Source organism: Streptomyces catenulae (assembly GCF_000718015.1).
GTDB lineage: Bacteria > Actinomycetota > Actinomycetes > Streptomycetales > Streptomycetaceae > Streptomyces > Streptomyces catenulae.
The window spans coordinates 60,671-80,786 of sequence record NZ_JODY01000023.1 but is presented as its reverse complement, the minus strand read 5'-3'; the positions used below and the strand labels follow the sequence as shown (position 1 = coordinate 80,786).

18 protein-coding genes and 2 tRNA genes are annotated in these 20,116 nt (G+C 71.5%); 4 read left to right on the top strand and 16 right to left on the bottom strand.

The window, feature by feature from the left end:
* Window positions 1–21 precede the first annotated feature (21 nt).
* From IF23_RS0120490 to IF23_RS0120470, 5 genes are all read right to left on the bottom strand, one after another.
* Window positions 22–1,506: a class E sortase gene (locus tag IF23_RS0120490; RefSeq protein WP_030285716.1), complete on the bottom strand. Its 1,485-nt coding sequence runs from the start codon at window positions 1,504–1,506 to the stop codon at window positions 22–24.
* Window positions 1,503–2,141, bottom strand: a complete 639-nt coding sequence (locus tag IF23_RS0120485; RefSeq protein WP_030285714.1) for an aminodeoxychorismate/anthranilate synthase component II — start codon at window positions 2,139–2,141, stop codon at window positions 1,503–1,505. The genes IF23_RS0120490 and IF23_RS0120485 overlap by 4 nt, the downstream gene beginning before the upstream one ends.
* The gene (locus IF23_RS34495; RefSeq protein WP_030285712.1) at window positions 2,138–2,314 is read right to left on the bottom strand and encodes a hypothetical protein; all 177 of its coding nucleotides are present in this window, start codon (window positions 2,312–2,314) and stop codon (window positions 2,138–2,140) included. The genes IF23_RS0120485 and IF23_RS34495 overlap by 4 nt, the downstream gene beginning before the upstream one ends.
* 72 nt (window positions 2,315–2,386) lie before the next feature.
* Window positions 2,387–3,091, bottom strand: a complete 705-nt coding sequence (locus tag IF23_RS0120475) for a class E sortase (RefSeq protein ID WP_030285710.1) — start codon at window positions 3,089–3,091, stop codon at window positions 2,387–2,389.
* Window positions 3,092–3,146: 55 nt separating this feature from the next.
* The gene (locus tag IF23_RS0120470; protein ID WP_030285709.1) at window positions 3,147–3,917 is read right to left on the bottom strand and encodes a DUF881 domain-containing protein; all 771 of its coding nucleotides are present in this window, start codon (window positions 3,915–3,917) and stop codon (window positions 3,147–3,149) included.
* 177 nt (window positions 3,918–4,094) lie between these two features.
* On the opposite strand from IF23_RS0120470, the gene crgA reads away from it, so the two are divergent.
* Window positions 4,095–4,349, top strand: a complete 255-nt coding sequence (gene crgA, locus IF23_RS0120465; protein ID WP_030285707.1) for a cell division protein CrgA — start codon at window positions 4,095–4,097, stop codon at window positions 4,347–4,349.
* Between the two features lie 270 nt (window positions 4,350–4,619).
* Here crgA and IF23_RS0120460 read toward each other — a convergent pair whose 3' ends face one another.
* Window positions 4,620–5,525 (bottom strand): rhomboid family intramembrane serine protease, encoded by a 906-nt coding sequence (locus IF23_RS0120460; protein ID WP_030285705.1) that lies wholly within the window; start codon window positions 5,523–5,525, stop codon window positions 4,620–4,622.
* A gap of 142 nt (window positions 5,526–5,667) precedes the next feature.
* Window positions 5,668–6,201 (bottom strand): peptidylprolyl isomerase, encoded by a 534-nt coding sequence (locus tag IF23_RS0120455; protein ID WP_030285703.1) that lies wholly within the window; start codon window positions 6,199–6,201, stop codon window positions 5,668–5,670.
* 280 nt (window positions 6,202–6,481) lie between these two features.
* Here IF23_RS0120455 and IF23_RS0120450 point away from each other — a divergent pair, with 280 nt between their 5' ends.
* The gene (locus tag IF23_RS0120450; RefSeq protein WP_157848045.1) at window positions 6,482–7,237 is read left to right on the top strand and encodes a DUF5324 family protein; all 756 of its coding nucleotides are present in this window, start codon (window positions 6,482–6,484) and stop codon (window positions 7,235–7,237) included.
* 292 nt (window positions 7,238–7,529) lie between these two features.
* Here the strand turns inward: IF23_RS0120450 and IF23_RS0120445 are convergent, their stop codons facing one another.
* Both IF23_RS0120445 and IF23_RS0120440 read right to left on the bottom strand, forming a co-directional pair.
* Complete coding sequence (locus IF23_RS0120445) at window positions 7,530–8,210, bottom strand: DUF5701 family protein (protein ID WP_245655040.1); 681 nt, start codon at window positions 8,208–8,210, stop codon at window positions 7,530–7,532.
* Window positions 8,211–8,430: 220 nt separating this feature from the next.
* Window positions 8,431–8,503 (bottom strand) — tRNA-Ala (locus tag IF23_RS0120440).
* A gap of 128 nt (window positions 8,504–8,631) precedes the next feature.
* On the opposite strand from IF23_RS0120440, the gene IF23_RS0120435 reads away from it, so the two are divergent.
* Together IF23_RS0120435 and IF23_RS0120430 are read left to right on the top strand one after the other, a co-directional pair.
* A complete protein-coding gene (locus IF23_RS0120435; RefSeq protein ID WP_030285698.1) occupies window positions 8,632–9,180 on the top strand; it encodes a helix-turn-helix domain-containing protein in 549 nt (182 codons plus the stop codon).
* A 57-nt stretch (window positions 9,181–9,237) separates the two neighbouring features.
* Window positions 9,238–10,542, top strand: coding sequence for a serine/threonine-protein kinase (locus IF23_RS0120430; protein ID WP_030285696.1), 1,305 nt, complete (start codon window positions 9,238–9,240; stop codon window positions 10,540–10,542).
* Window positions 10,543–10,545: 3 nt separating this feature from the next.
* On the opposite strand, the gene IF23_RS0120425 is transcribed toward IF23_RS0120430, so the two are convergent.
* From IF23_RS0120425 to gyrB, 7 genes are all read right to left on the bottom strand, one after another.
* Window positions 10,546–11,904: a hypothetical protein gene (locus tag IF23_RS0120425; RefSeq protein WP_051739741.1), complete on the bottom strand. Its 1,359-nt coding sequence runs from the start codon at window positions 11,902–11,904 to the stop codon at window positions 10,546–10,548.
* A gap of 32 nt (window positions 11,905–11,936) precedes the next feature.
* The gene (locus IF23_RS0120420; RefSeq protein WP_078654119.1) at window positions 11,937–13,934 is read right to left on the bottom strand and encodes a vWA domain-containing protein; all 1,998 of its coding nucleotides are present in this window, start codon (window positions 13,932–13,934) and stop codon (window positions 11,937–11,939) included.
* A 210-nt stretch (window positions 13,935–14,144) separates the two neighbouring features.
* A complete protein-coding gene (locus tag IF23_RS32875) occupies window positions 14,145–14,279 on the bottom strand; it encodes a DLW-39 family protein (protein WP_003958712.1) in 135 nt (44 codons plus the stop codon).
* 191 nt (window positions 14,280–14,470) lie between these two features.
* Window positions 14,471–14,544: transfer RNA gene (locus tag IF23_RS0120410), tRNA-Ile, on the bottom strand.
* Between the two features lie 88 nt (window positions 14,545–14,632).
* Complete coding sequence (locus IF23_RS0120405; RefSeq protein ID WP_030285690.1) at window positions 14,633–15,289, bottom strand: DUF3566 domain-containing protein; 657 nt, start codon at window positions 15,287–15,289, stop codon at window positions 14,633–14,635.
* A 16-nt stretch (window positions 15,290–15,305) separates the two neighbouring features.
* Window positions 15,306–17,936, bottom strand: a complete 2,631-nt coding sequence (gene gyrA / locus IF23_RS0120400; protein ID WP_030285689.1) for a DNA gyrase subunit A — start codon at window positions 17,934–17,936, stop codon at window positions 15,306–15,308.
* Between the two features lie 48 nt (window positions 17,937–17,984).
* On the bottom strand, window positions 17,985–20,039 hold the full coding sequence (gyrB, locus tag IF23_RS0120395) for a DNA topoisomerase (ATP-hydrolyzing) subunit B (protein WP_030285687.1): 2,055 nt from the start codon (window positions 20,037–20,039) through the stop codon (window positions 17,985–17,987).
* Window positions 20,040–20,116: the final 77 nt, after the last annotated feature.

Below are 20,116 nucleotides of genomic sequence, written 5' to 3'. Positions count from 1 at the left end.
TAGTACCCCTCTTACCTTCGGTCAGCCCGTGAGCGCATCCGGTTCGCCCTTGCTCCGCGGCTGCGCCGCGACCATCTTGCCCCAGACGATCATCCGGTAGGTACTGGTGAATTCCGGGGTGCAGGTCGTGAGCGTGATGTAGCGGCCCGGCGCCTTGAAACCGGACCCCCGCGGCACCGGTTGGATGACGCTGACGTTCTGCGGGCTGGTCTGCGGGAGGATGCTCTCCATCTCGTACGTGTAGTACGTACTCTGCGTCTCCACGACGACCTTGTCGCCCGGGTTGAGCTTGTTGATGTAGCGGAACGGCTCGCCGTGGGTGTTGCGGTGGGCGGCCACCGCGAAGTTGCCCTTCTTGTCCCAGGGCATCGCCGTGTTGATCCCGCTGCTCTTGTCGTAGTGCCCGACCATGCCCCGGTCCAGCACCGAGTGCTTGTCGATGCCCTCGGCGATCGGCGCCTTCACGTCCAGCTTCGGGATGTACATGATGGCGAAGCGCTCGCCCGGGACCAGCGACTTCTTCTCGCCGTGGCCCTCCTGCCACTGGTGCTGCAGGGTGCTGGTGGCGCCGCCCGCCTCCTGATGGGCCAGGACGTTGGTCCACCACAGCTGGTAGGTGACGAAGAGCAGCATGACCACGCCGAGGGTGATGAACGCTTCGCCGATGGCGCGGCTGGCGATGAGGCTCAGGCTCTCCTTCGCGGCGCGGGCGGCGCGGCGGGCCTCCAGCCGGGAGGTGGGCGCGGGCGGCGGTGTCGGCGGGGCGCTCGTGGCCGCGGCGCCGCCACGTCTGCCGCGGCGACCGCCGCGCTTCGCCGCCTGCTGGGCCGCCTTTCGGCGGGCGGCGCGTCCGCCGGGGGTCGGGGCGTCCGCTGTTTCACGTGAAACAGCCTCGGCGGAATCCCCGTCGGTTTCACGTGAAACCGAGGCCGGGTCCGACGCTGTTTCACGTGAAACGGCGTCGCCGTCGAAGCTGCCGCCGCCCGGGGTCCCCGTCCGTTCCGCCTGGCGCAGCGCCATGGTCTCGTCGTCGGCCACCGGTCCGGCGGCCGGTGACGGTACGGGGGGCGCGGGCGGTCTCCGGTCCTGGGGGCGGACGCCCGCGGGGCCGAACGCCGGGACCTGGCCCGGGCCCGCGGCGGCGCGGCGGCCCGCTGGCGTCTCGGGCCCGAATCCGGTGGCGGGGGCAGGGGCGGGCGGTGCGGCGTCCGCCGGTGCCTCCTCCGTCGCCGGGCGCGGGCGGAACCACGGGGAGTTGTGGCCGGGCGCCGGTGAGCCGGTGAGCCGGGGGCCGGGGCCGCCGGGTGCGGGGGCGCCGGTGGTCGCCGGGCCGGTGGGGCGCGGCTCCTCATCGGGCGAGGTGTCCGCACCGCCGGGCGGGCCGCCCGGTTTCGGCAGCGGGTCCATCAGCGGGTCGTTGAGTTGTCCCACCGCCGCCTCGAACGCCGCGTCCCCGCCGTACGGATCGTGGGGGGTGCCGTCACGCTCGGGGCGTGTGGCGGTCACGCGCCGGCCTTGCCGACCACCGGGGCGAGCCCCGTCGAGCGCTCCACCGCTCCCGCGTCACCGCAGTCGACGAGCCAGTTGGCGAGCATCCGGTGGCCCCACTCGGTGAGCACCGACTCGGGGTGGAACTGGACGCCCTCCACGGGCAGTTCACGGTGGCGCAGCCCCATCGCGATGCCGTTGTCGGTCCAGGCGGTGACGGTCAACTCGTCCGGCACCGTGCCCTCCTGGACGGCGAGCGAGTGGTAGCGGGTGGCCGTGAACGGCGAGGGCAGGCCGCTGAAGACGCCCTCGCCCGCGTGCGAGACCAGCGAGGTCTTGCCGTGCAGCAGCTCGGGGGCGCGGCCGACCACGCCGCCGTAGGCGACGGCCATGGACTGCATGCCCAGGCAGACGCCGAAGACCGGGACGCCGGTGTCCGCGCAGTGCCGGACCATGTCGATGCAGACCCCGGCCTCTTCCGGCGCGCCCGGACCGGGCGACAGCAGCACCCCGTCGAAGCCGTCCTGCGCATGGGCGGGGGTGACCTCGTCGTTGCGCAGCACCTCGCACTCGGCGCCGAGTTGGTAGAGGTACTGCACGAGGTTGAAGACGAAGCTGTCGTAGTTGTCGACGACGAGAATGCGGGCACTCATCGGACGGCTGCCATCCCTTGATCGACCGTGACGTCATTGAAGGGGAGCAGCGGCTCCGCCCACGGAAAGACGTACTGGAAAAGCACGAAGACGACCGCCAGCACCAGCACCAGTGAAATCAGCGCCTTCACCCCTGTGTTGCCCGGCAAATGCCGCCAGATCCAGCCGTACATGCTGTCCCTACTCGCCGATGAACGGTGTCGATTGCCCCACCAGACTACGGGGCGGGGAGGGGCCCGGGTGGGTCAGCCGGACAAAGCCGGGGGCCTTCCCGCCACGACCGGCTGCGTCGCGTCCAGATGTGCCCAGGTGATGAGCCGGTGGCTGTGTCCCCACTCCGGCTCACAGGTGGTCAGGGTCAGATAGCGGCCGGGTCCGCGGTAGCCGGAGGCGCGGGGCACGGGGTCGATCACGCCGATGTCGTCGGGCAGTGTGCGGTAGGGCCGCCGGTCGATGCGGTAGGTGAACCAAGTGGTGCCGTCGGAGACCACCACCGCGTCGCCGGGCCGCAGCAGCGGGAAGTCCTTGAACGGGTCGCCGTACGTGCGCCGGTGCCCCGCGACGGAGAAGTTGCCGACCGCACCGAGGCGCGCGGTGGCCGCGTAGTGCCCGAGGCCGCGCCGCAGCACGTCGGTGCCGGTGCCTTCGAGGACCGGCTTGGACCAGTCGGCGCCGAGGCGGGGGATGTACATGACGGCGAACGCCGCGCCGCTCCCGTACGGGCGGGGGCCGCCGGACGGCGCCGGGGCGGTGGACGGTCCGGGGCGGGCCGCGCCGGGTGCGGGCGCGGCGGCCGACCAGCGTTCCTGGAGGCGGCCGATCTCCTGGTCCATGGCGTTGTCGGCGCGTACGCCGGTCCAGAAGAGGAGGTAGCAGACGAAGAGCACGATGAGCGTGCCGGTGGTGACGCACAGCTCGCTGAGTGTCCGGACGATCCACCGCACCGTCACCGGCCGTGCCCCTTCCCGTCGCCGTCACCGGCGCACGGGCCCTGGGAAGGCGCCCCTAGGGCCGCACCGGCTGTGCGTAGTGGAGCTCCACTGTGCCGGAGTAGCCGGGCAGAGTCACCGCCTCGCGCTGGTCGACTTTCCAGCCGAGCCCGTAGGCGTTGACGTACTGGAGGTAGTTCTGGATCGCGGGCGCCTCGGTCAGCGCGCGGTTGAGGGCGTCTCGGTCACCGACGGCGGTGATCTTGTAGGGCGGGGAGTAGACGCGGCCCTGGAGGATCAGGGTGTTGCCGACGCAGCGCACCGCGCTGGTGGAGATCAGCCGCTGGTCCATGACCTCGATGCCCTTGGCGCCGCCCCGCCACAACGCGTTCACCACGGCTTGGAGGTCCTGCTGGTGGATGACGAGGTCGTTGGGCTGCGGTTCGGGGATGCCGGGGATCTTGGCGGTGGCGTTCGGCGGGGCGTCGGTGAGGGTGACCGAGAGGCCCTCACCCTTCAGCTTCTCGGTGCCCGCCCGCTCCTCCAGCGCTCTGAGCCTGGTCTGCTCCGCGCGCGAGGTGCCGTTGTCGCGCCGGGCGAGGGCCTCGACGTCCCCGCGGAGTGCCGCGTTGCGTTCGTCGTGGGCGCCGTTCTTCTGGCTCCGTTGCTGGATGAGGTCGGAAAGGCGGAGCATGGAGTCGTCGGAGCGCAGATCGGTGCCGCGTGCGGTGTCGAAGCTGAGCCAGAACATCAGGCCCGCGAGCGCGAAGACGGTGAGTGTGAGCAGACGCACGGGTCGCAGCCGCGGGCGGGCCGGGCGGCCGGAGGAGTCAGCTGAAGTGCTCAACGTACCCTTGCTCCTTACGACGCCGCGGAAGCACTACGCTAACGGACGCCCCGGGGCGCCGAACCGCTCCCCGGCGCATCCGTCCGGCTCCCGCCCGTACGCCCGCGCGGACGGGGGCACCTCCCGCTCGAGAGGAGTCGAGAGCGGGAGAGCAGCGCATCGACAGGAGAGTTCCTCGTGCCGAAGTCACGGATCCGCAAGAAGGACGACTTCACGCCGCCGCCGGCGAAGACCACCAGCCTGAAGATGAATTCCGGCCGTGGCTGGGTCGCCCCGGTGATGCTGGCGATGTTCCTGATCGGGCTCGCCTGGATCGTGCTGTACTACGTCTCCGAGGCCGATCTGCCGGTCAAGGCGATGGGCGACTGGAACATCGTGTGCGGATTCGGCTTCATCGCGGTGGGCTTCGGCGTCTCCACGCAGTGGAAGTGACACAAGCCCTGCCCAAGGCCATCCACACAGTTATCCACAGCCGGGGAAAACTTCAGAAGATCTGTGGATAACCTCTCGGGATGTTGACGCCGGTGTGACCGGCCACGCCCGTCCCGGTGACCTGCTTCCCCCTTACGTACTGGGGAAACGCAGGTTCGTACGATCCGGGACGGGCGTTCCCCACAGGGTGCACAAGATCCGCCACCCACTGTGGACAACACCGTGGAACAGCCGCGCGCGGAGCCGTTACCCCCAGGCCCGCGCGGGCCCTCAACCGGTCAGCTGGAACGTGCGCAGCACGACCACGGCGATGATCACCAACAGTGCGGCGACACACGTCAGGGTGTGCACCAGCGTCCGGCGCTGGCGCGGCGCATGGACCATGCCGTACGCCACCGCCGCGCCCACCACCAGGCCGCCGACATGCGCCTGCCAGGCGATATTCGGCCACAGGAAGGTGAAGACGAGGTTGAGGCCCAGCAGGATCAGCACGGGCTTCATGTCGTAGTTGAGCCGCCGCAGCAGCACCGCGGTGGCGCCCAGCAGACCGAAGATCGCGCCGGAGGCACCGAGCGAGGGCTGGTTCTGCGCGGCGAGCAGATACGACAGCGCGCTGCCGCCCAACCCGGCGAGCAGATAGAGCACGGTGTAGCGCAGTCGGCCGAGTGCGGCTTCCAGGGGCGGGCCCAGCCACCACAGGGAGAGCATGTTGAACGCGATGTGCGGGATCTCCTGGTGCAGGAAGACCGCGGTGATCAGGCGGTACCACTGCCCCTCGGCGACCCCGACGAGCTGGTAGTGCTGCGGGTCGAAGGCCAGGCCGATCATGTCGAGGCGTCCGACGAGCCCGCTGGAGGCGTAGACCGCGATGAAGACGGCGACGTTGAGGCCCAGCAGGATCTTGGTGACCAGCTTGGGGTCGGAGGCGACGGCACCGCCCGCGAGGGTGCGCGGGGTGGTGGCGTGCGCCGAGTGGCCCGTGCCGCTGCCGCTGCGTACGCACTCCGGGCACTGGAAGCCGACCGAGGCGCTGACCATGCACTCGGGGCAGATCGGCCGCTCGCAGCGGGTGCAGGTGACGCCCGTCGCACGGTCGGGATGGCGGTAGCAGCCCGGCAGGCCGCTCGCGCCGCCCGCACCCTGCGGCTCCTGCGGGGTGCCTGGCACCTGGTCCATCGCTCGGTCGTCCTCTCTGCGGCTGGACGCGTCATCACAACACACCCGCCCGCCACCGGGCCAGCACGTGGGGCGCCCCGCCTGGTCTACGACCGGACGGGGCGCAAGGTTCCCGGGGACGGCGGGCGCGGCGGCGCCCTGGTCAGCCTTCGCGGTTCTCGATGACGACCGACTCGATGACGACGTCCTGCACCGGGCGGTCGGTGCGCGGGTTGGTCTGGGCGGCGGCGATCGCGTCCACGACCTTCTTGCCCGCCTCGTCGGCGACCTCACCGAAGATGGTGTGCTTGCCGGTCAGCCAGGCGGTCGGCGCGACGGTGATGAAGAACTGCGAGCCGTTGGTGCCCGGACCGGCGTTGGCCATGGCGAGCAGGTACGGCTTGGTGAAGGCCAGGTCGGGGTGGAACTCGTCGGCGAACTCGTACCCCGGGCCGCCGGTGCCGTTGCCGAGCGGGTCGCCGCCCTGGATCATGAAGCCGCTGATCACGCGGTGGAAGACGGTGCCGTCGTAGAGCTTGTCCGTGGACTTCTGGCCGGTCGCCGGGTTGGTCCACTCCCGCTCGCCCTCGGCGAGCTGGACGAAGTTCTTCACCGTCTTGGGGGCGTGGTTCGGCAGCAGCCGAAGGGTGATGTCGCCCTGGTTGGTCTTCAGGGTGGCGTAGAGCTGCTCAGCCACGGATCTGCCTTCCATGAGTCTTCGCTGATCGGGCTCCGATCCTCGCACGGACCGCCGCGGGGCGCGGCCCGTGCCGCGCCCCGCCCCGGCGCGGACGGCCCCGACGGCGGGCACGCGCACACCCCCGTCACCGACGCTCCCGCCATGACCCGGATGCCCGCGCGTACATGCCGTACGGCGGACGAACAGGCATGATCGTCAACCGGGTGGACAGGCGAGACAGCAGAGCTGGGGGAGCAGCCCCCACGGACCCGGACACGCCACCGAGGAGGAGGATCCAGTGACCCGCAAGGACAGCGTGCGCGCCGCGACCGGTTCGGCCAGGGACAGCGTGCGGCACGCCGCTGAGGTGGTGGCTCCGTACGCCGGTACGGCCAGGGACACCGCGATGCAGTTCGCCCAGGAGGCGCGGACGCGTGTGGCGCCGAAGATGGCGGAGGCCGCGCAGCAGGCCCGCACCCGGATGGCCCCCGTGGTGTCGGAGGCCGCGCAGCAGGCCCGCGCCCACTACGACACCCATCTGGTGCCGCGCATCGAGCACGCCCGGGGCGCGCTGCCGCCGAAGGTGGACGCGGCGGCGTGCCGCGCCGCCCACCGCACCCGCTGTGCGGCCCGGCAGGCCGCGGACTACGCCGGGCCCCGGGTGGAGAGCGCCGTGCACTCCGCCCGCGCGGCCGCCGAGCCCGTCCGCGACGAGGCGTTCGCCCGTGGCACCGCGGCGCTCGCGGCGCTGCGCGGCGAGGTGAGCGCCGCCGAGATCGAGAAGCTGGCGCGGAAGAACCGCTGCCGGGCCCGGGCCGGGAAGGCCGCCAAGCGGCTGCTGGTGGTGGGGCTGCTGGCCGGGGGCGCCGTCGCCGCCTGGAAGTGGTGGGACAAGCAGGCCAACCCGGACTGGCTGGTGGAGCCGCCCGCCCCCACCGAGGTGAACGAACGCGGTCGGCTCAGCTCCGTCGACGGCAGCGGCGCCACGGCCCGGACCGACGACGAGGACGAGGGCACGGAGCGCGGCGACGGCCCGGGCGGGGCCTCGGCCTGACGCGCGCCCCCGCTCGGCCCGCCGCGACGGCACGGCTCCTCGGCCGGGAGCGGCACGGGCCCGGCCCGGCACCCCGGCCGTGCCTCCGGACCGGCCGGTGCCCGTCACCCCTGCCGGGTGGCGGGCACCGTCGCGTACCGGCCGCCGGGCAGACGCCACGCGAACGTCCGGGGCCGCGTGGTTTCACGGGAAACATCGCGCCTTCACACCCCGGGTCGGCCACCACGTTTCACGTGAAACACACCGCGGCGCCCGGCCCGGTCCGCGCAGGTTTCACGTGAAACGGCCGCAGCTACCCGGCCGTCCGGCGGGCGCCCGCGGAGGCCATGCCGAGCCAGGTGTGCGGGTTGCCCTCCCAGCACCAGCCCAGTTTCGGCGCCCGCCGACTGATCCACAGCGCGGGCACCCGGCGGTCGCCGGAGCGCGAGCCGCCGAGGGAGAAGCACTTGTTCTTGACCAGCAACTGCGGATGCTGGGTCAGGAGCGCGACGCCCTCCTCGACGGTGAGCGGCGTACGGCCGCGCTCTTCGAGGGTCTCCAGGGCGTCGCGGGGCACGGCGCCGCAGAACTCCTCACCCCGCTCGACGTCGTACAGCAGATAGACCGCCTGCTCGGGGGCGCCGGTCCGCGCGGTGGAGACGAACCGCTCCAGCGCACCGGGCTCGAAGGAGCCGTCGACGAAGCCGGGCTCACGGCCGCCGGACAGCGTGGTACGCGCCATCGCCGCCTCGACGGGCACCAGCGCACGCGGTACGACCAGCACGAACGGCACCCGGCCGCCCTCCGGCCCGGGCCCCGCGGACGCCTCGGCCACGGCCCGCTCCCGCAGCGGCGCCACCCGCGCCCGGAATCCGTCCGCGTCCTGCCCGGCCGACTCCGGGTACCCCAGCGTGATCAGCTGCGCCAGTTGCCGGTCGAACTCGGCTCCGGCGTCGAAGGTCTCACGTACTTCCGCCACTGCCTGCTCGGTCAACTCGGTTCCTCCCGTACGGGGTTCGAGAAGGTCGCCGCCCGTGGGAGAGGCGGCCAAAAGCATGGGCCAAAGGTACAGAAACCGTGGGGGAACGGTGGGGATCAGGCGGTGGAACGCGGTCCCCGGCCACCGCCACCGGCGGTGCGCACCAGGCCCCCCGGGCGCCCATGAGAAAACCCCTCCGATCTACGTTTCCGCAGTTCGGAGGGGTTTTACGGGGTGGAGCCTAGGGGAGTCGAACCCCTGACATCTGCCATGCAAAGACAGCGCTCTACCAACTGAGCTAAGGCCCCGTCGCCGACCAGGGTACCTGGTGCAGGAGCGCTTTCCCGACCGGGTATCGCCCGGCACCGTCGCTCTCCGTAGGATGCTTCGCAAGATTCGCGGCAGCGAAGCGCGACCGGGGAGATGGGGAGACGGCATGGACGCAGCACAGCAGGAAGCCACCGCGCGGGCCCGGGAGCTGCAGCGGAATTGGTACGGGGAACCGCTCGGCGCCCTCTTCCGCCGCCTCATCGACGATCTGGGACTCAACCAGGCCCGACTCGCGGGGGTGCTCGGTCTGTCGGCGCCGATGTTGTCGCAGCTGATGAGCGGTCAGCGGGCGAAGATAGGCAACCCCGCCGTGGTCCAACGGGTCCAGGCGCTCCAGGAGTTGGCCGGTCAGGTCGCCGACGGCAGCGTCAGTGCCGCCGAGGCCACCGACCGGATGGACGAGATCAAGAAGACCGCCGGGGGTTCGGTGCTGAGCAACACCGCGCAGACCGTCTCGTCGACCGGCTCGACCACCGTGCGGCGCGTGGTGCGCGAGATCCAGTCGCTGCTCCGGTCTGTTTCGGACGCGGGAGAGATCATCGAGGCGGCGAACGCCCTCGCCGCCACCCACCCGGAGCTGGCAGAGTTCCTCCGGGTCTACGGTGCCGGCCGTACCGGGGACGCGGTCGCGCACTACGAGGCGCACCAGAGCTAGCCGTCCGGCGGGCCGGTCACCGCGGGGTACGTACAGGTCAGAAAGCGACGGGGCACCATGGGTGAGATCTTCGCCGGGCGGTACGAGCTGGTCGACCCGGTCGGGCGCGGGGGTGTGGGCGCCGTCTGGCGTGCCTGGGACCACCGGCGGCGCCGCTACGTCGCCGCCAAGGTGCTCCAGCAGAGCGATGCGCACACCCTGCTCCGGTTCGTCCGCGAACAGGCGCTGCGGATCGACCATCCGCACGTTCTCGCCCCGGCGAGCTGGGCCGCCGACGACGCCAAGGTCCTGTTCACCATGGATCTGGTGCACGGCGGCTCGCTCGCCCACCTCATCGGCGACTACGGCCCGCTGCCCCCGCGGTACGTCTGCACCCTGCTCGACCAGCTGCTCGCCGGACTGACCGCGGTGCACGACGAGGGCGTGGTGCACCGCGACATCAAACCGGCGAACATCCTGCTGGAGGCGACCGGCACCGGCCGTCCGCATCTGCGCCTCTCCGACTTCGGCATCGCCATGCGCAAGGGCGAGCCGCGGCTCACCGAGACCAACTACGTGGTCGGCACGCCCGGGTACTTCGCGCCCGAGCAGATGCTCGGCGCCGAACCGGACTTCCCCGCCGACCTGTTCGCGGTCGGCCTGGTCGCGCTGTATCTGATCACCGGCACCAAACCGGACGCCGACGCCCTGGTGCGGCACTTCACCGAGCACGGCGTCCCGCACGCGCCCGAGGGTGTCCCGGAGCCGCTGTGGCAGGTGCTGGCGACGCTGCTGCACCCCGACCCGGACTCCCGGTTCCGTACCGCCACCGGGGCGCGGAAGGCGCTGCTGGCCGCCGTGGAGCTGCTGCCCGAGGCGGGGCTCGACGACGAGGCGGTCGAGGTCTTCGACCACATAGGTCCGCTGCCCGAGGGGTTCGGGCCGGACGGGCCGCTCACCGCACCGCGCGACGGCGGCGCGGCCGGGGCGCCGGGCGGCGCGCCGCTCTCCGCGTCCGACACCGGGAGCTTCGTGCTCGCCCCGCCCGGGCAGTCGCTGCCGCAGCAGATCCCGCTGCCGCCCGCCACCCCGCCGGTCCCGGTGGCCGCCCCGCACGTCCCGGCCCCCGCGGCCCCGCCGGGCACGCCGCCCTCGGGCACGTACCGGCCGACCGCGGGCTCCTGGCAGCAACCTCCGGCGACCCGGCCCTACACCTCGCCGCAGCCGCCCGCCGCCGCGCCACCGGTGCCGTCCGGCGTCCCGGAGCGGACCGCGCCCGCGGCGGCGCGGCGTCCCGGGCCACCGGCCAAGGTGGCGGTCCCGGTGCTCGTCGTCGCGCTGCTCTGCATCGCCTTCGGCATCTGGGCGCTCACCGCCTCCTGACCGCTACCGCCGCCCCGGCGGCGTGCCCGGGGCGCGCGGGCCGGAGCGGGTGGGCTCCGCGGCGTGCGCCTGCGGCGACAGCGCGGGGACGGGGGCCGTGACCGCGGCCGTCCGGCGGGCCAGCAGCGTCCAGGTCCCGAGGGCGGCCAGCAGCACCGCGCCGGTGGCGATCCCGGCGTAGCCCAGCGTCCGCAGCCGCCCGCCGCCCGGCTCCTCCCCGGCGAGCCCCTTCTCCGCCGTCTCGTGGTCGCCGGGCGTCACCGAGAAGTCCCCGGCGGGCCCGGCGTACCCCGGCCCGGGCCGCGCCGTGCCGCGGACGTCCACCCGCAGCGTGAGGTCCGCGCCCCGCGGGAAGAACCGTGCGGCGTCGGGGTGGAGGGTGACCTCCAGGTAGTACCACCCGGCCACCCGCATGGCGCGGATGTCGTCGGAGACGGCGAAGCGGTTGCCGTACGCCACCGGCGCGGTGAAGAGCTTGGCGGCGGCGGGCCGCCCGTCGTAGCGGACGAAGGTGTCGTCGTCGATCACACCGCGCGCCGGGTTGTACGCGGTGACCCCGAGCGCCTTGGAGAGGGCCTCGGCGGTGCCGTCGGCCGCGTTGGGCAGCTCCGCGCTGAGGTTGAGGCGCTGGCCCCAGTCGACCGGCACCCGGTAGAAGCGGGACTCGCCGGGCCGGATGCGGTCCTTCCACAGGCCCGTGCCCACGGCGCCCGCACTGTGGAAACCGGAGCCGCCGCGCGCCGTGCGCTTGGTGCCGGAGGCGGGCGGCGGGGGCGTGGCGGACGGGCCGCCGTCAGCCGGGGTGGTCGGCGCGGTGCCCTTGAGGCCCGGTTCGGCGAGGTGGGTGATCTCGATGGGCCACGCCTGCGGTCCGGACGTCGCCGAGCCCTCCCGGGTGATGACGAGGTAGTACGCCCCGGCGTTCCGGCACTGCGCGTTGGCGCCGTCGACGCTGCGGATGGCGTAGTCGGCGATGGGGTAGGCCGTGCCGTCCCCGCGGAACGCCGGATCGGCCTCACGGTCGCAGATGGTGCCGTCGACGTCCTGGACGCTGATCTTGAGCCGGTCGGTGTGGTCCTCGACCTTGGTGCCCGGCGGCGGGGCGGCGACCACGGAGAAGTACGCGGTCGACCGGGCGTCCAGGGGGACGGTGTAGTACTTCTGCTCCCCCCGTTCGATGGAGTCGGTGTACGTGCCCTTGCCGATCTCCGGGGCGTCGGCGGCACTGGCCCGGCCCTTGACCGCGGTGGCGTCCGGCGCCGTGGTGTAGCGGGGCACCTTCGTGAGGTCCGCGGTGCCGTCGGCGGCGGACGCCGTGCCCACCGCGCCCGGCGCCCAGGCCACCGCCGAGAGCGCCGCCAACGCAGCGGCACCTCTCCGTACCGCACACCCCGTCACCATGGCTCCCCCTTCGCCGCGTTCTCCTGCTGCCGCTGTGCCTGCTGTTCCTGCCCCGGAATTGCCGACGGCACCGGCTGTCCCGAGGTCCGCGGATCCACCGGCCCGGCGCCGTCCGCCACGGGGCCCCGGCGTGCGCGGAAATAGGCCGCCGCGAGCCAGGCCAGCAGCAGCACACCCACGCCGAGGGAGCATCCGGCCACCACCGGGCCCGGCTTCCAACCGCCGCCGGAGCCGTCGGCGTTGTCGTCCTCGGGCGCGGAGTCGCCGGACGCGGTGTGGGTGGCCCGGCCCGCGTCCGCCCCCGGGCCGGACTTCGCGGTGCCCAGTACGGCGACCCGCAGCACCACCCCGATCTCCGGGTTCCGGGCGATCTCGGCCGCCTCGGCGCCCAGCGTCACCGCGAGGTAGAAGTGGCCCGCGCGGTGCACCGGGACGACATGGGTGCCGGACTCGTAGCGGTTGCTCCAGGCCACCGGCACCGTCCCCATCTGCAGCGACGTCGGCTTCCCGGCGTACAGCTTGCGCGGGGTGAACTCGCCGGTGCCGGTGCCCACCGGCACCCGGTCCGGTGTGTAGACCTGGGTGGCGGCGTAGGAGTAGTGGACGCCGCGGCCGTTGACCGTCGGCTCGTTGGCGAACTGCACGTCGTAGCGGAGTTGCTGGCCCCAGCCGACCGGCACCTTGTACCAGAGGGTCTGTGCGGGCAGCAGCCGGTCGCGCCAGACGCCCTGCTTCAACGTCCGGGCGTCGTTGAAGCCGGTGCCGCCGTGGACGTCCTGCGGGGCGCTCGCGGGCAGCGTCGCGTCCTTGCCGCCGGTGCCGTACTCCGGCGCCGACTGTGCGGGCGTGACGCCCTTCTGCAGCGGATGTTCCACGTGAAACGTCAGCTCCAGCGGCCACCGCGCGGCGTCCGAACCGGGCGCCGCCTTGCGCTCGACCGCGAACCAGTACCGCCCGGCCTTGTCGCAGCTGCGGTAGCCGCTCTCGGACGGCACCCGGCTGAGCCCGGAGGCGAGCGTGGTGGCGCCCTCACGCTGCCCGAACCGCTCCGTCGCGGAGTCGCAGACCCCGTCCGCGCCGTACGCGATCTCGGTGTGCAGCGCATCGGAGGTGTCGACGGCGGAGCCGGGCCGGGGCGCCACGGTCGCCGAGAGGTCGGCGGTGGCGGAGCCGTCCAGGTCGACGGCGTAGTACCGCTTCTCGTTCGGGCCGATGGTGTCGGTGTACTGACCGGGTGTGATCCGCGGTGCGGTGTCCCGGGCGGGCTCGCCGCGCACCCGCTCGCCCTTCAAGCGGTAGCCGTCGGCGGAGAGTTGCCCGGCCCGCTGGACCTGCCGGGCGAGCGAACCGGCGTCCGGGGCGTCGTAGTACCGCCCGTTCCCGGCCTTGGCGACGCACTCCAGTTGTTGCCGGGCGGCCCCGGCGACCTGGAAGCCGACGGTGTCGATCCGCAGATTCCCGTCGGACCGGCCCAGCTCGGCGGCGACCGCGCAGGGCGAGGGCGTACGGCAGCTGTCCTCGCCGTCCGAGACCAGCAGGATCGTCCGGCTGCCGGAACTCCCGCCGTGCGCCCGCAGATCGGCCGCGGCGGACTGGAGCGAGCGGCCGAGCGGGGCGTCCCCCTTGGGCTCGACGTCGGCGACCGCCTGCTTGAGCCCGGTGCGGTCCAGCGGGGCGACCGGCCGTACGAGCCGGGTGTCGTCGCATCCACCGGCCTTGTCGGCGCCGTAGACCCGCAGGCCGGTGGGGTAGCCGTCCGGCAGGGCGTCGGCGACGGCGCCGACGGCCTTACGGGCGGCGACGATCCGGGTGGTGCCGGAGCCGGCGTCCTTCGCCATCGAAGCGGAGGAGTCGAGGACCATCACCGTCCCGCCGCCCGCGGCCGGAGCGGCGGCACGGGCGGCCTGTGCCGGTGCCGGTGCCGCGCCCGCCGCCAGCAGCAGTCCGCAGGTCAGCGCCGCCGCCCGCCACCGTCGGAGCCGTCGTGCCATGCTCTCGTCCCCCTCGCGCCGTACGGGTACCCCACCACGTAGCTTTGCTGGTGCAACTCAATCATGTGCTATGGCAAATGCAAGGGAGGGAAGCCACGGCCGCACCACGGCGTCCGCGCCCGGGGGCCGTGCGCACCCGCCTCCCGACGCACGAAACCCCGGAAGCCAGCGGCAACCGGGGTCCGTACAAACTGTGCTGGGCGTTTGGTCTCACACACCCGAACCTGCGGGCACGGAGTCGGTCGCCTCCGTCCACAGATCCTGCTCGGCGCGATCCGCCTGGATCTGGCGGTACACGAGGAGCCCGCCGATGGCGGCCAGTGCGACCAGGAGAAGCTTCTTCACCGCGCGACCTCGTCTTTCGTTGACGTAGGGGACCTATGTGGGCCGATGATACACACCGGCCGATACCGATCGGTTATCTCCTCCGCACCGGGCGACGACCGGGCCACAGTCGCCCGCGCCACACCAACTGACGCACCCGCACAACGACATCGGCCCGGCCGGAGAAAATCTCCGGCCGGGCCGATGGGCGGTGCGGCTACCAGGACTTGAACCTGGGACCTCTTCCTTATCAGGGAAGCGCTCTAACCGTCTGAGCTATAGCCGCTCGTTCGCTGCACCAGAAGATTAGCGCACTTCAGAGGCGTTCCCAAAATCGGGGAGCGGGCCGCCTGCACGGCCCGCTCCCCGACGGGTCATTCGTCCTCCGCGAGCGTCAGCTCGACGCCGCCGACGAAGCCCGCCGACAGGTTGTAGATGAACGAACCGAGGGTCGCCAGCGCCGTCGCCAGCACCACATCGATCACCGCGATGACGGTGGTGAACAGCAGCACCCGCGGCAGCGACAGGAACGACTGGAGGTCGAAGCCCTTGCCGTCCGCGGAGCCGCTCGCCTCGCTGATCGCCGTGCCGACCGTGGAGAAGACGCCCATCGCGTCCATCACCATCCACAGCACGGAGACGGCCACGATGGTGCAGACGCCCAGCGCCAGGGAGAGCAGGAAGCTCACCTTCATCACCGACCACGGATCGGTGCGCGCCACCCGCAGCCGCGCCTTACGGGTGCGCGGCGCCGTACGGGCGTCGGTACGCGGCAGCCGGACCGAACCGGTGCCGCCGTCCGCCGGGTACGCCCGCGGCGGCTCGTACGGCTTGTGCGGCGGCTGCGCCTCGGGCTGCGGCTGCTGGTGCTGCGGATACGGCTGACGGGTGTCGGTCACGCTTCCCCCCTGGTGCGGGCTGCCGGACATACCGGAGCCACGGGCGCTGTTCTCCGTCACGGTTGCGGGTCCTGACGAGGTGCCCTTTCCGGCTCCCTGTCCGCCCGCCGCAGCGCCCGTGGCTCCACTCACGACCTACTCCTTGTGCTTATTCCGCCGCGGGCTGCCCGCCCTCGGCCACCGGCTCGGCACCCGTCGCCCCGTCGGTCCCGTCAGGCTCGTCGGCCCCGTCGACCTCTTCGGCTTCGCGCCCGGCCTCGGCGTTCCGTGCGATGCCCACGACGGCATCGCGCTTGCCCAGGTTGATCAGTTGGACGCCCATCGTGTCACGACCGGTCTCCCGGACCTCGTTGACCCGCGTACGAATGACGCCTCCGCCGAGGGTGATCGCAAGAATCTCGTCACTCTCCTCGACGACCAGCGCGCCGACCAGCGAACCCCGGTCCTCGACGATCTTCGCCGCCTTGATGCCGAGACCGCCGCGCCCCTGGACGCGGTACTCGTCGACCGGGGTGCGCTTGGCGTAGCCGCCGTCCGTCGCGGTGAAGACGAACGTCCCCGCGCGCACCACGTTCATCGACAGCAGCTCGTCGCCCTCGCGGAAGCTCATGCCCTTCACACCGGAGGTGGCGCGGCCCATCGGGCGCAGCGCCTCGTCCGTGGCGGTGAAGCGGATCGACTGCGCCTTCTTGCTGATCAGCAGCAGATCGTCCGCGCCGGAGACCAGCTCGGCGCCGATCAGCTCGTCGGAAGTGCCGTCGGCGTCGTTGTCCAGCTCACGGAGGTTGATCGCGATGACGCCGCCGGAGCGGGGCGAGTCGTAGTCCTTCAGCGGGGTCTTCTTCACCAGGCCCGCCTTGGTGGCGAGGACCAGGTACGGCGCGGCCTCGTAGTCGCGGATCGCCAGGATGCGGGCGATCTGCTCGTCCGGCTGGAAGGCCAGGAGGTTGGCGACGTGCTGGCCGCGCGCGTCCCGCCCGGCGTCCGGGAGTTCGTACGCCTTGGCGCGGTAGACGCGGCCCTTGTTGGTGAAGAACAGCAGCCAGTGGTGGGTGGTCGAGACGAAGAAGTGGTCGACGATGTCGTCTTCCTTCAGCTTCGTGCCGCGCACGCCCTTGCCGCCGCGCTTCTGGGAGCGGTAGTCGTCGGTCTTGGTGCGCTTGACGTAGCCGCCGCGCGTGATGGTGACGACGATGTCCTCTTCGGCGATCAGGTCCTCGATGGACATGTCGCCCTCGAAGGGCACCAGCTTGGAGCGGCGGTCGTCGCCGAACTTCTCGACCAGCGCGGCCAGTTCCTCGCTGATGATCTGCCGCTGCTTCTCCGGCGAGGCGAGGATCGCCTTGTACTCGTTGATCTTCTGCTGGAGCTCGTCGTGCTCGGCGGTGATCTTCTGGCGCTCCAGGGCGGCCAGCCGACGCAGCTGCATCTCCAGGATCGCGTTGGCCTGGATCTCGTCGATGGAGAGCAGGCCCATCAGGCCCTCGCGCGCCACATCGACCGTGTCGCTGCGCCGGATCAGCGCGATGACCTCGTCGATCGCGTCCAGCGCCTTGAGCAGACCGCGCAGGATGTGCGCCCGCTCCTCGGCCTTCCGCAGCCGGAAGCGGGTCCGCCGGACGATGACCTCGACCTGGTGGGTCACCCAGTGGCGGATGAACGCGTCCAGCGAGAGGGTGCGCGGCACCCCGTCGACCAGCGCCAGCATGTTGGCGCCGAAGTTGGTCTGGAGGTCGGTGTGCTTGTAGAGGTTGTTGAGGACGACCTTGGCGACCGCGTCCCGCTTGAGGACGATCACCAGGCGCTGGCCCGTACGGGACGAGGTCTCGTCACGGACGTCCGCGATGCCGCCGATCTTGCCGTCCTTGACCAGGTCGGCGATCTTCTGCGCGAGGTTGTCCGGGTTGACCTGGTAGGGCAGCTCGGTGACGACCAGGCACTGGCGGTTCTGGATCTCCTCGACCGCCACCACCGCGCGCATCGTGATCGAGCCACGGCCGGTGCGGTACGCCTCCTCGATGCCCTTACGGCCCACCACCAGCGCGCCGGTCGGGAAGTCGGGGCCCTTGATGCGCTCGATGAGCGCCTCCAACAGCTCCTCCGACGTCGCCTCGGGGTTCTCCAGCGCCCACTGGGCACCGGCGGCGACCTCGCGGAGGTTGTGCGGCGGGATGTTGGTGGCCATACCGACGGCGATACCGGCCGAACCGTTGATCAGCAGGTTCGGGAAGCGCGACGGCAGGACCGTCGGCTCCTGGTTACGCCCGTCGTAGTTGTCCTGGAAATCGACGGTCTCCTCGTCGATGTCCCGCAGCATCTCCATGGAGAGCTGCTTCATCTTGCACTCGGTGTACCGCATGGCCGCCGCCGGGTCGTTGCCCGGGGAGCCGAAGTTGCCGTTGGAGTCGACCAGCGGCATCCGCATCGACCACGGCTGCGCCAGGCGGACCAGCGCGTCGTAGATCGAGGAGTCGCCGTGCGGGTGGTACGTACCCATGACGTCACCGACGACGCGGGCGCACTTGTAGAAGCCCTTCTCGGGGCGGTACCCGCCGTCGTACATCGCGTAGAGCACCCGGCGGTGCACCGGCTTGAGACCGTCGCGGACGTCGGGGAGCGCACGCGAGACGATGACGGACATCGCGTAGTCGAGGTAGGAGCGCTGCATCTCCGTCTCGAGCCCGACCGGCTCTACGCGCATACCCACGCCCTCGATGGCGGCGGGTGCGCCCTCGGCGGTGGTGCCGTCCGGGGTGACGGGGGGAGTCTCGTCGGCCATGGTTGATCAAAGTCCTTTCGCGCTGCGGCTGTTGAGGGGCCGACAGACTCAGATGTCGAGGAAGCGGACGTCCTTGGCGTTGCGCTGGATGAACGAGCGACGCGCCTCGACGTCCTCGCCCATCAGCACCGAGAACAGATCGTCGGCGCGGGCGGCGTCGTCCAGGGAGACCTGGCCGAGCACGCGGTGGTCGGCGTCCATGGTGGTGACGCGCAGCTCCTCGGCGTTCATCTCACCCAGACCCTTGAAGCGCTGGACGGAGTCGTCCTTGATGCGCTTGCCCGCCTGCTTGCCGCGCTCGATCAGCACGTCCCGCTCGGGGTCGGAGTAGGCGTACTCGAAGTCGTCCCGGCCCCACTTGATCTTGTACAGCGGCGGGCGGGAGAGGTAGACGTGACCCGCCTCGACCAGCGGCCGCATGAAGCGGAAGAGGAAGGTGAGGAGCAGGGTGTTGATGTGCTGACCGTCGACGTCGGCGTCCGCCATCAAGATGATCTTGTGGTAGCGGAGCTTCTCGATGTCGAAGTCCTCGTGCACACCGGTGCCGAACGCCGAGATCAGCGCCTGGACCTCGTTGTTCTGGAGGATCTTGTCGACCCGGGCCTTCTCGACGTTGAGGATCTTGCCGCGGATCGGGAGGATCGCCTGGTACTCCGGGTTACGGCCGGACTTGGCCGAGCCACCGGCGGAGTCACCCTCGACGATGAAGATCTCGCACTTGGTCGGGTCGTTCGACTGGCAGTCGCTGAGCTTGCCCGGCAGCGACGCCGTCTCCAGCAGCCCCTTGCGGCGGGTCAGATCGCGCGCCTTACGGGCCGCGACGCGGGCGGTGGCCGCCTGGATGCCCTTGCGGATGATGTCCGCGGCCTCGTTGGGGTTGCGGTCCAGCCAGTCCGTCAGGTGCTCGTGGACGACCTTCTGGACGAAGGTCTTCGCCTCGGTGTTGCCGAGCTTCGTCTTCGTCTGACCCTCGAACTGCGGCTCGCCGAGCTTGACGGAGATGATCGCGGTCAGACCCTCGCGGATGTCCTCACCCGTGAGGTTGTCGTCCTTCTCGCGCAGCAGCTTCTTGTCGCGGGCGTAACGGTTGATCAGACCCGTCAGCGCCGCGCGGAAGCCCTCTTCGTGGGTGCCGCCCTCATGGGTGTGGATGGTGTTGGCGAAGCTGTAGACACCCTCGCTGTACTGGGTGTTCCACTGCATCGCGATCTCCGCCGAGAGGAGCCGCTCCTTGTCCTCGGCCTCGACGTCGATGACCGTCGGATGCACCAGCTCCCCCTTGCGGGAGTTCAGGTACTTCACGAAGTCGACGATGCCGCCCTCGTAGTGGTAGCGGACGGAGAGCGGCTTGCCCTCCTCGTCCACGTGGTCGGGGCGCTCGTCGGTCAGCGCAATCGAGAGGCCCTTGTTGAGGAACGCCATCTCCTGGAAGCGGCGCGAGAGCGTCTCGAAGCTGTAGACCGTGGTCTCGAAGATGTCGCCGTCGGCCCAGAAGGTGACGGAGGTGCCGGTCTCGTCGGTCGCCTCGTTCCGCGCCAGCGGGGCGGTCGGCACGCCGAGCTTGTACTCCTGGGTCCAGCGGTAACCGTCCGTGCGGACCTCGACGGAGACCCGCTGGGACAGGGCGTTCACGACGGAGACACCCACACCGTGCAGACCACCGGAGACCGCGTACCCGCCGCCGCCGAACTTGCCACCGGCGTGCAGCACGGTCATCACGACCTCGACGGCGGGCTTGCCCTCCGACGGCACGATGCCGACCGGGATGCCACGGCCGTTGTCGACGACGCGCACCCCGCCGTCGGCGAGGATCGTGACGTCGATGGTGTCGGCGTGCCCGGCCATCGCCTCGTCGACGGAGTTGTCGACGACCTCCTGCACCAGGTGGTGCAGGCCACGCTCGCCGGTCGAGCCGATGTACATGCCGGGTCGCTTGCGGACCGCGTCCAGGCCCTCCAGGACGGTGATCGCGCTGGCGTCGTACGACTTCTCGCCCGAGGTGTCGTCCACGGCGCCTGCCGGGACCCCCTCGTCGGTGGAAGCCGTGTTGTTCTCGTTGAGGTCGCCGGAGTCGGCCACGAAGCGCCCTTTCTGGCACAGCACGAGCCCTCCCCAGCCTGTGGGGGACACCCCACGGAGTCGAAGGGGAGCGGCTGCGTCGTTCTGTCTTGATCGACGTG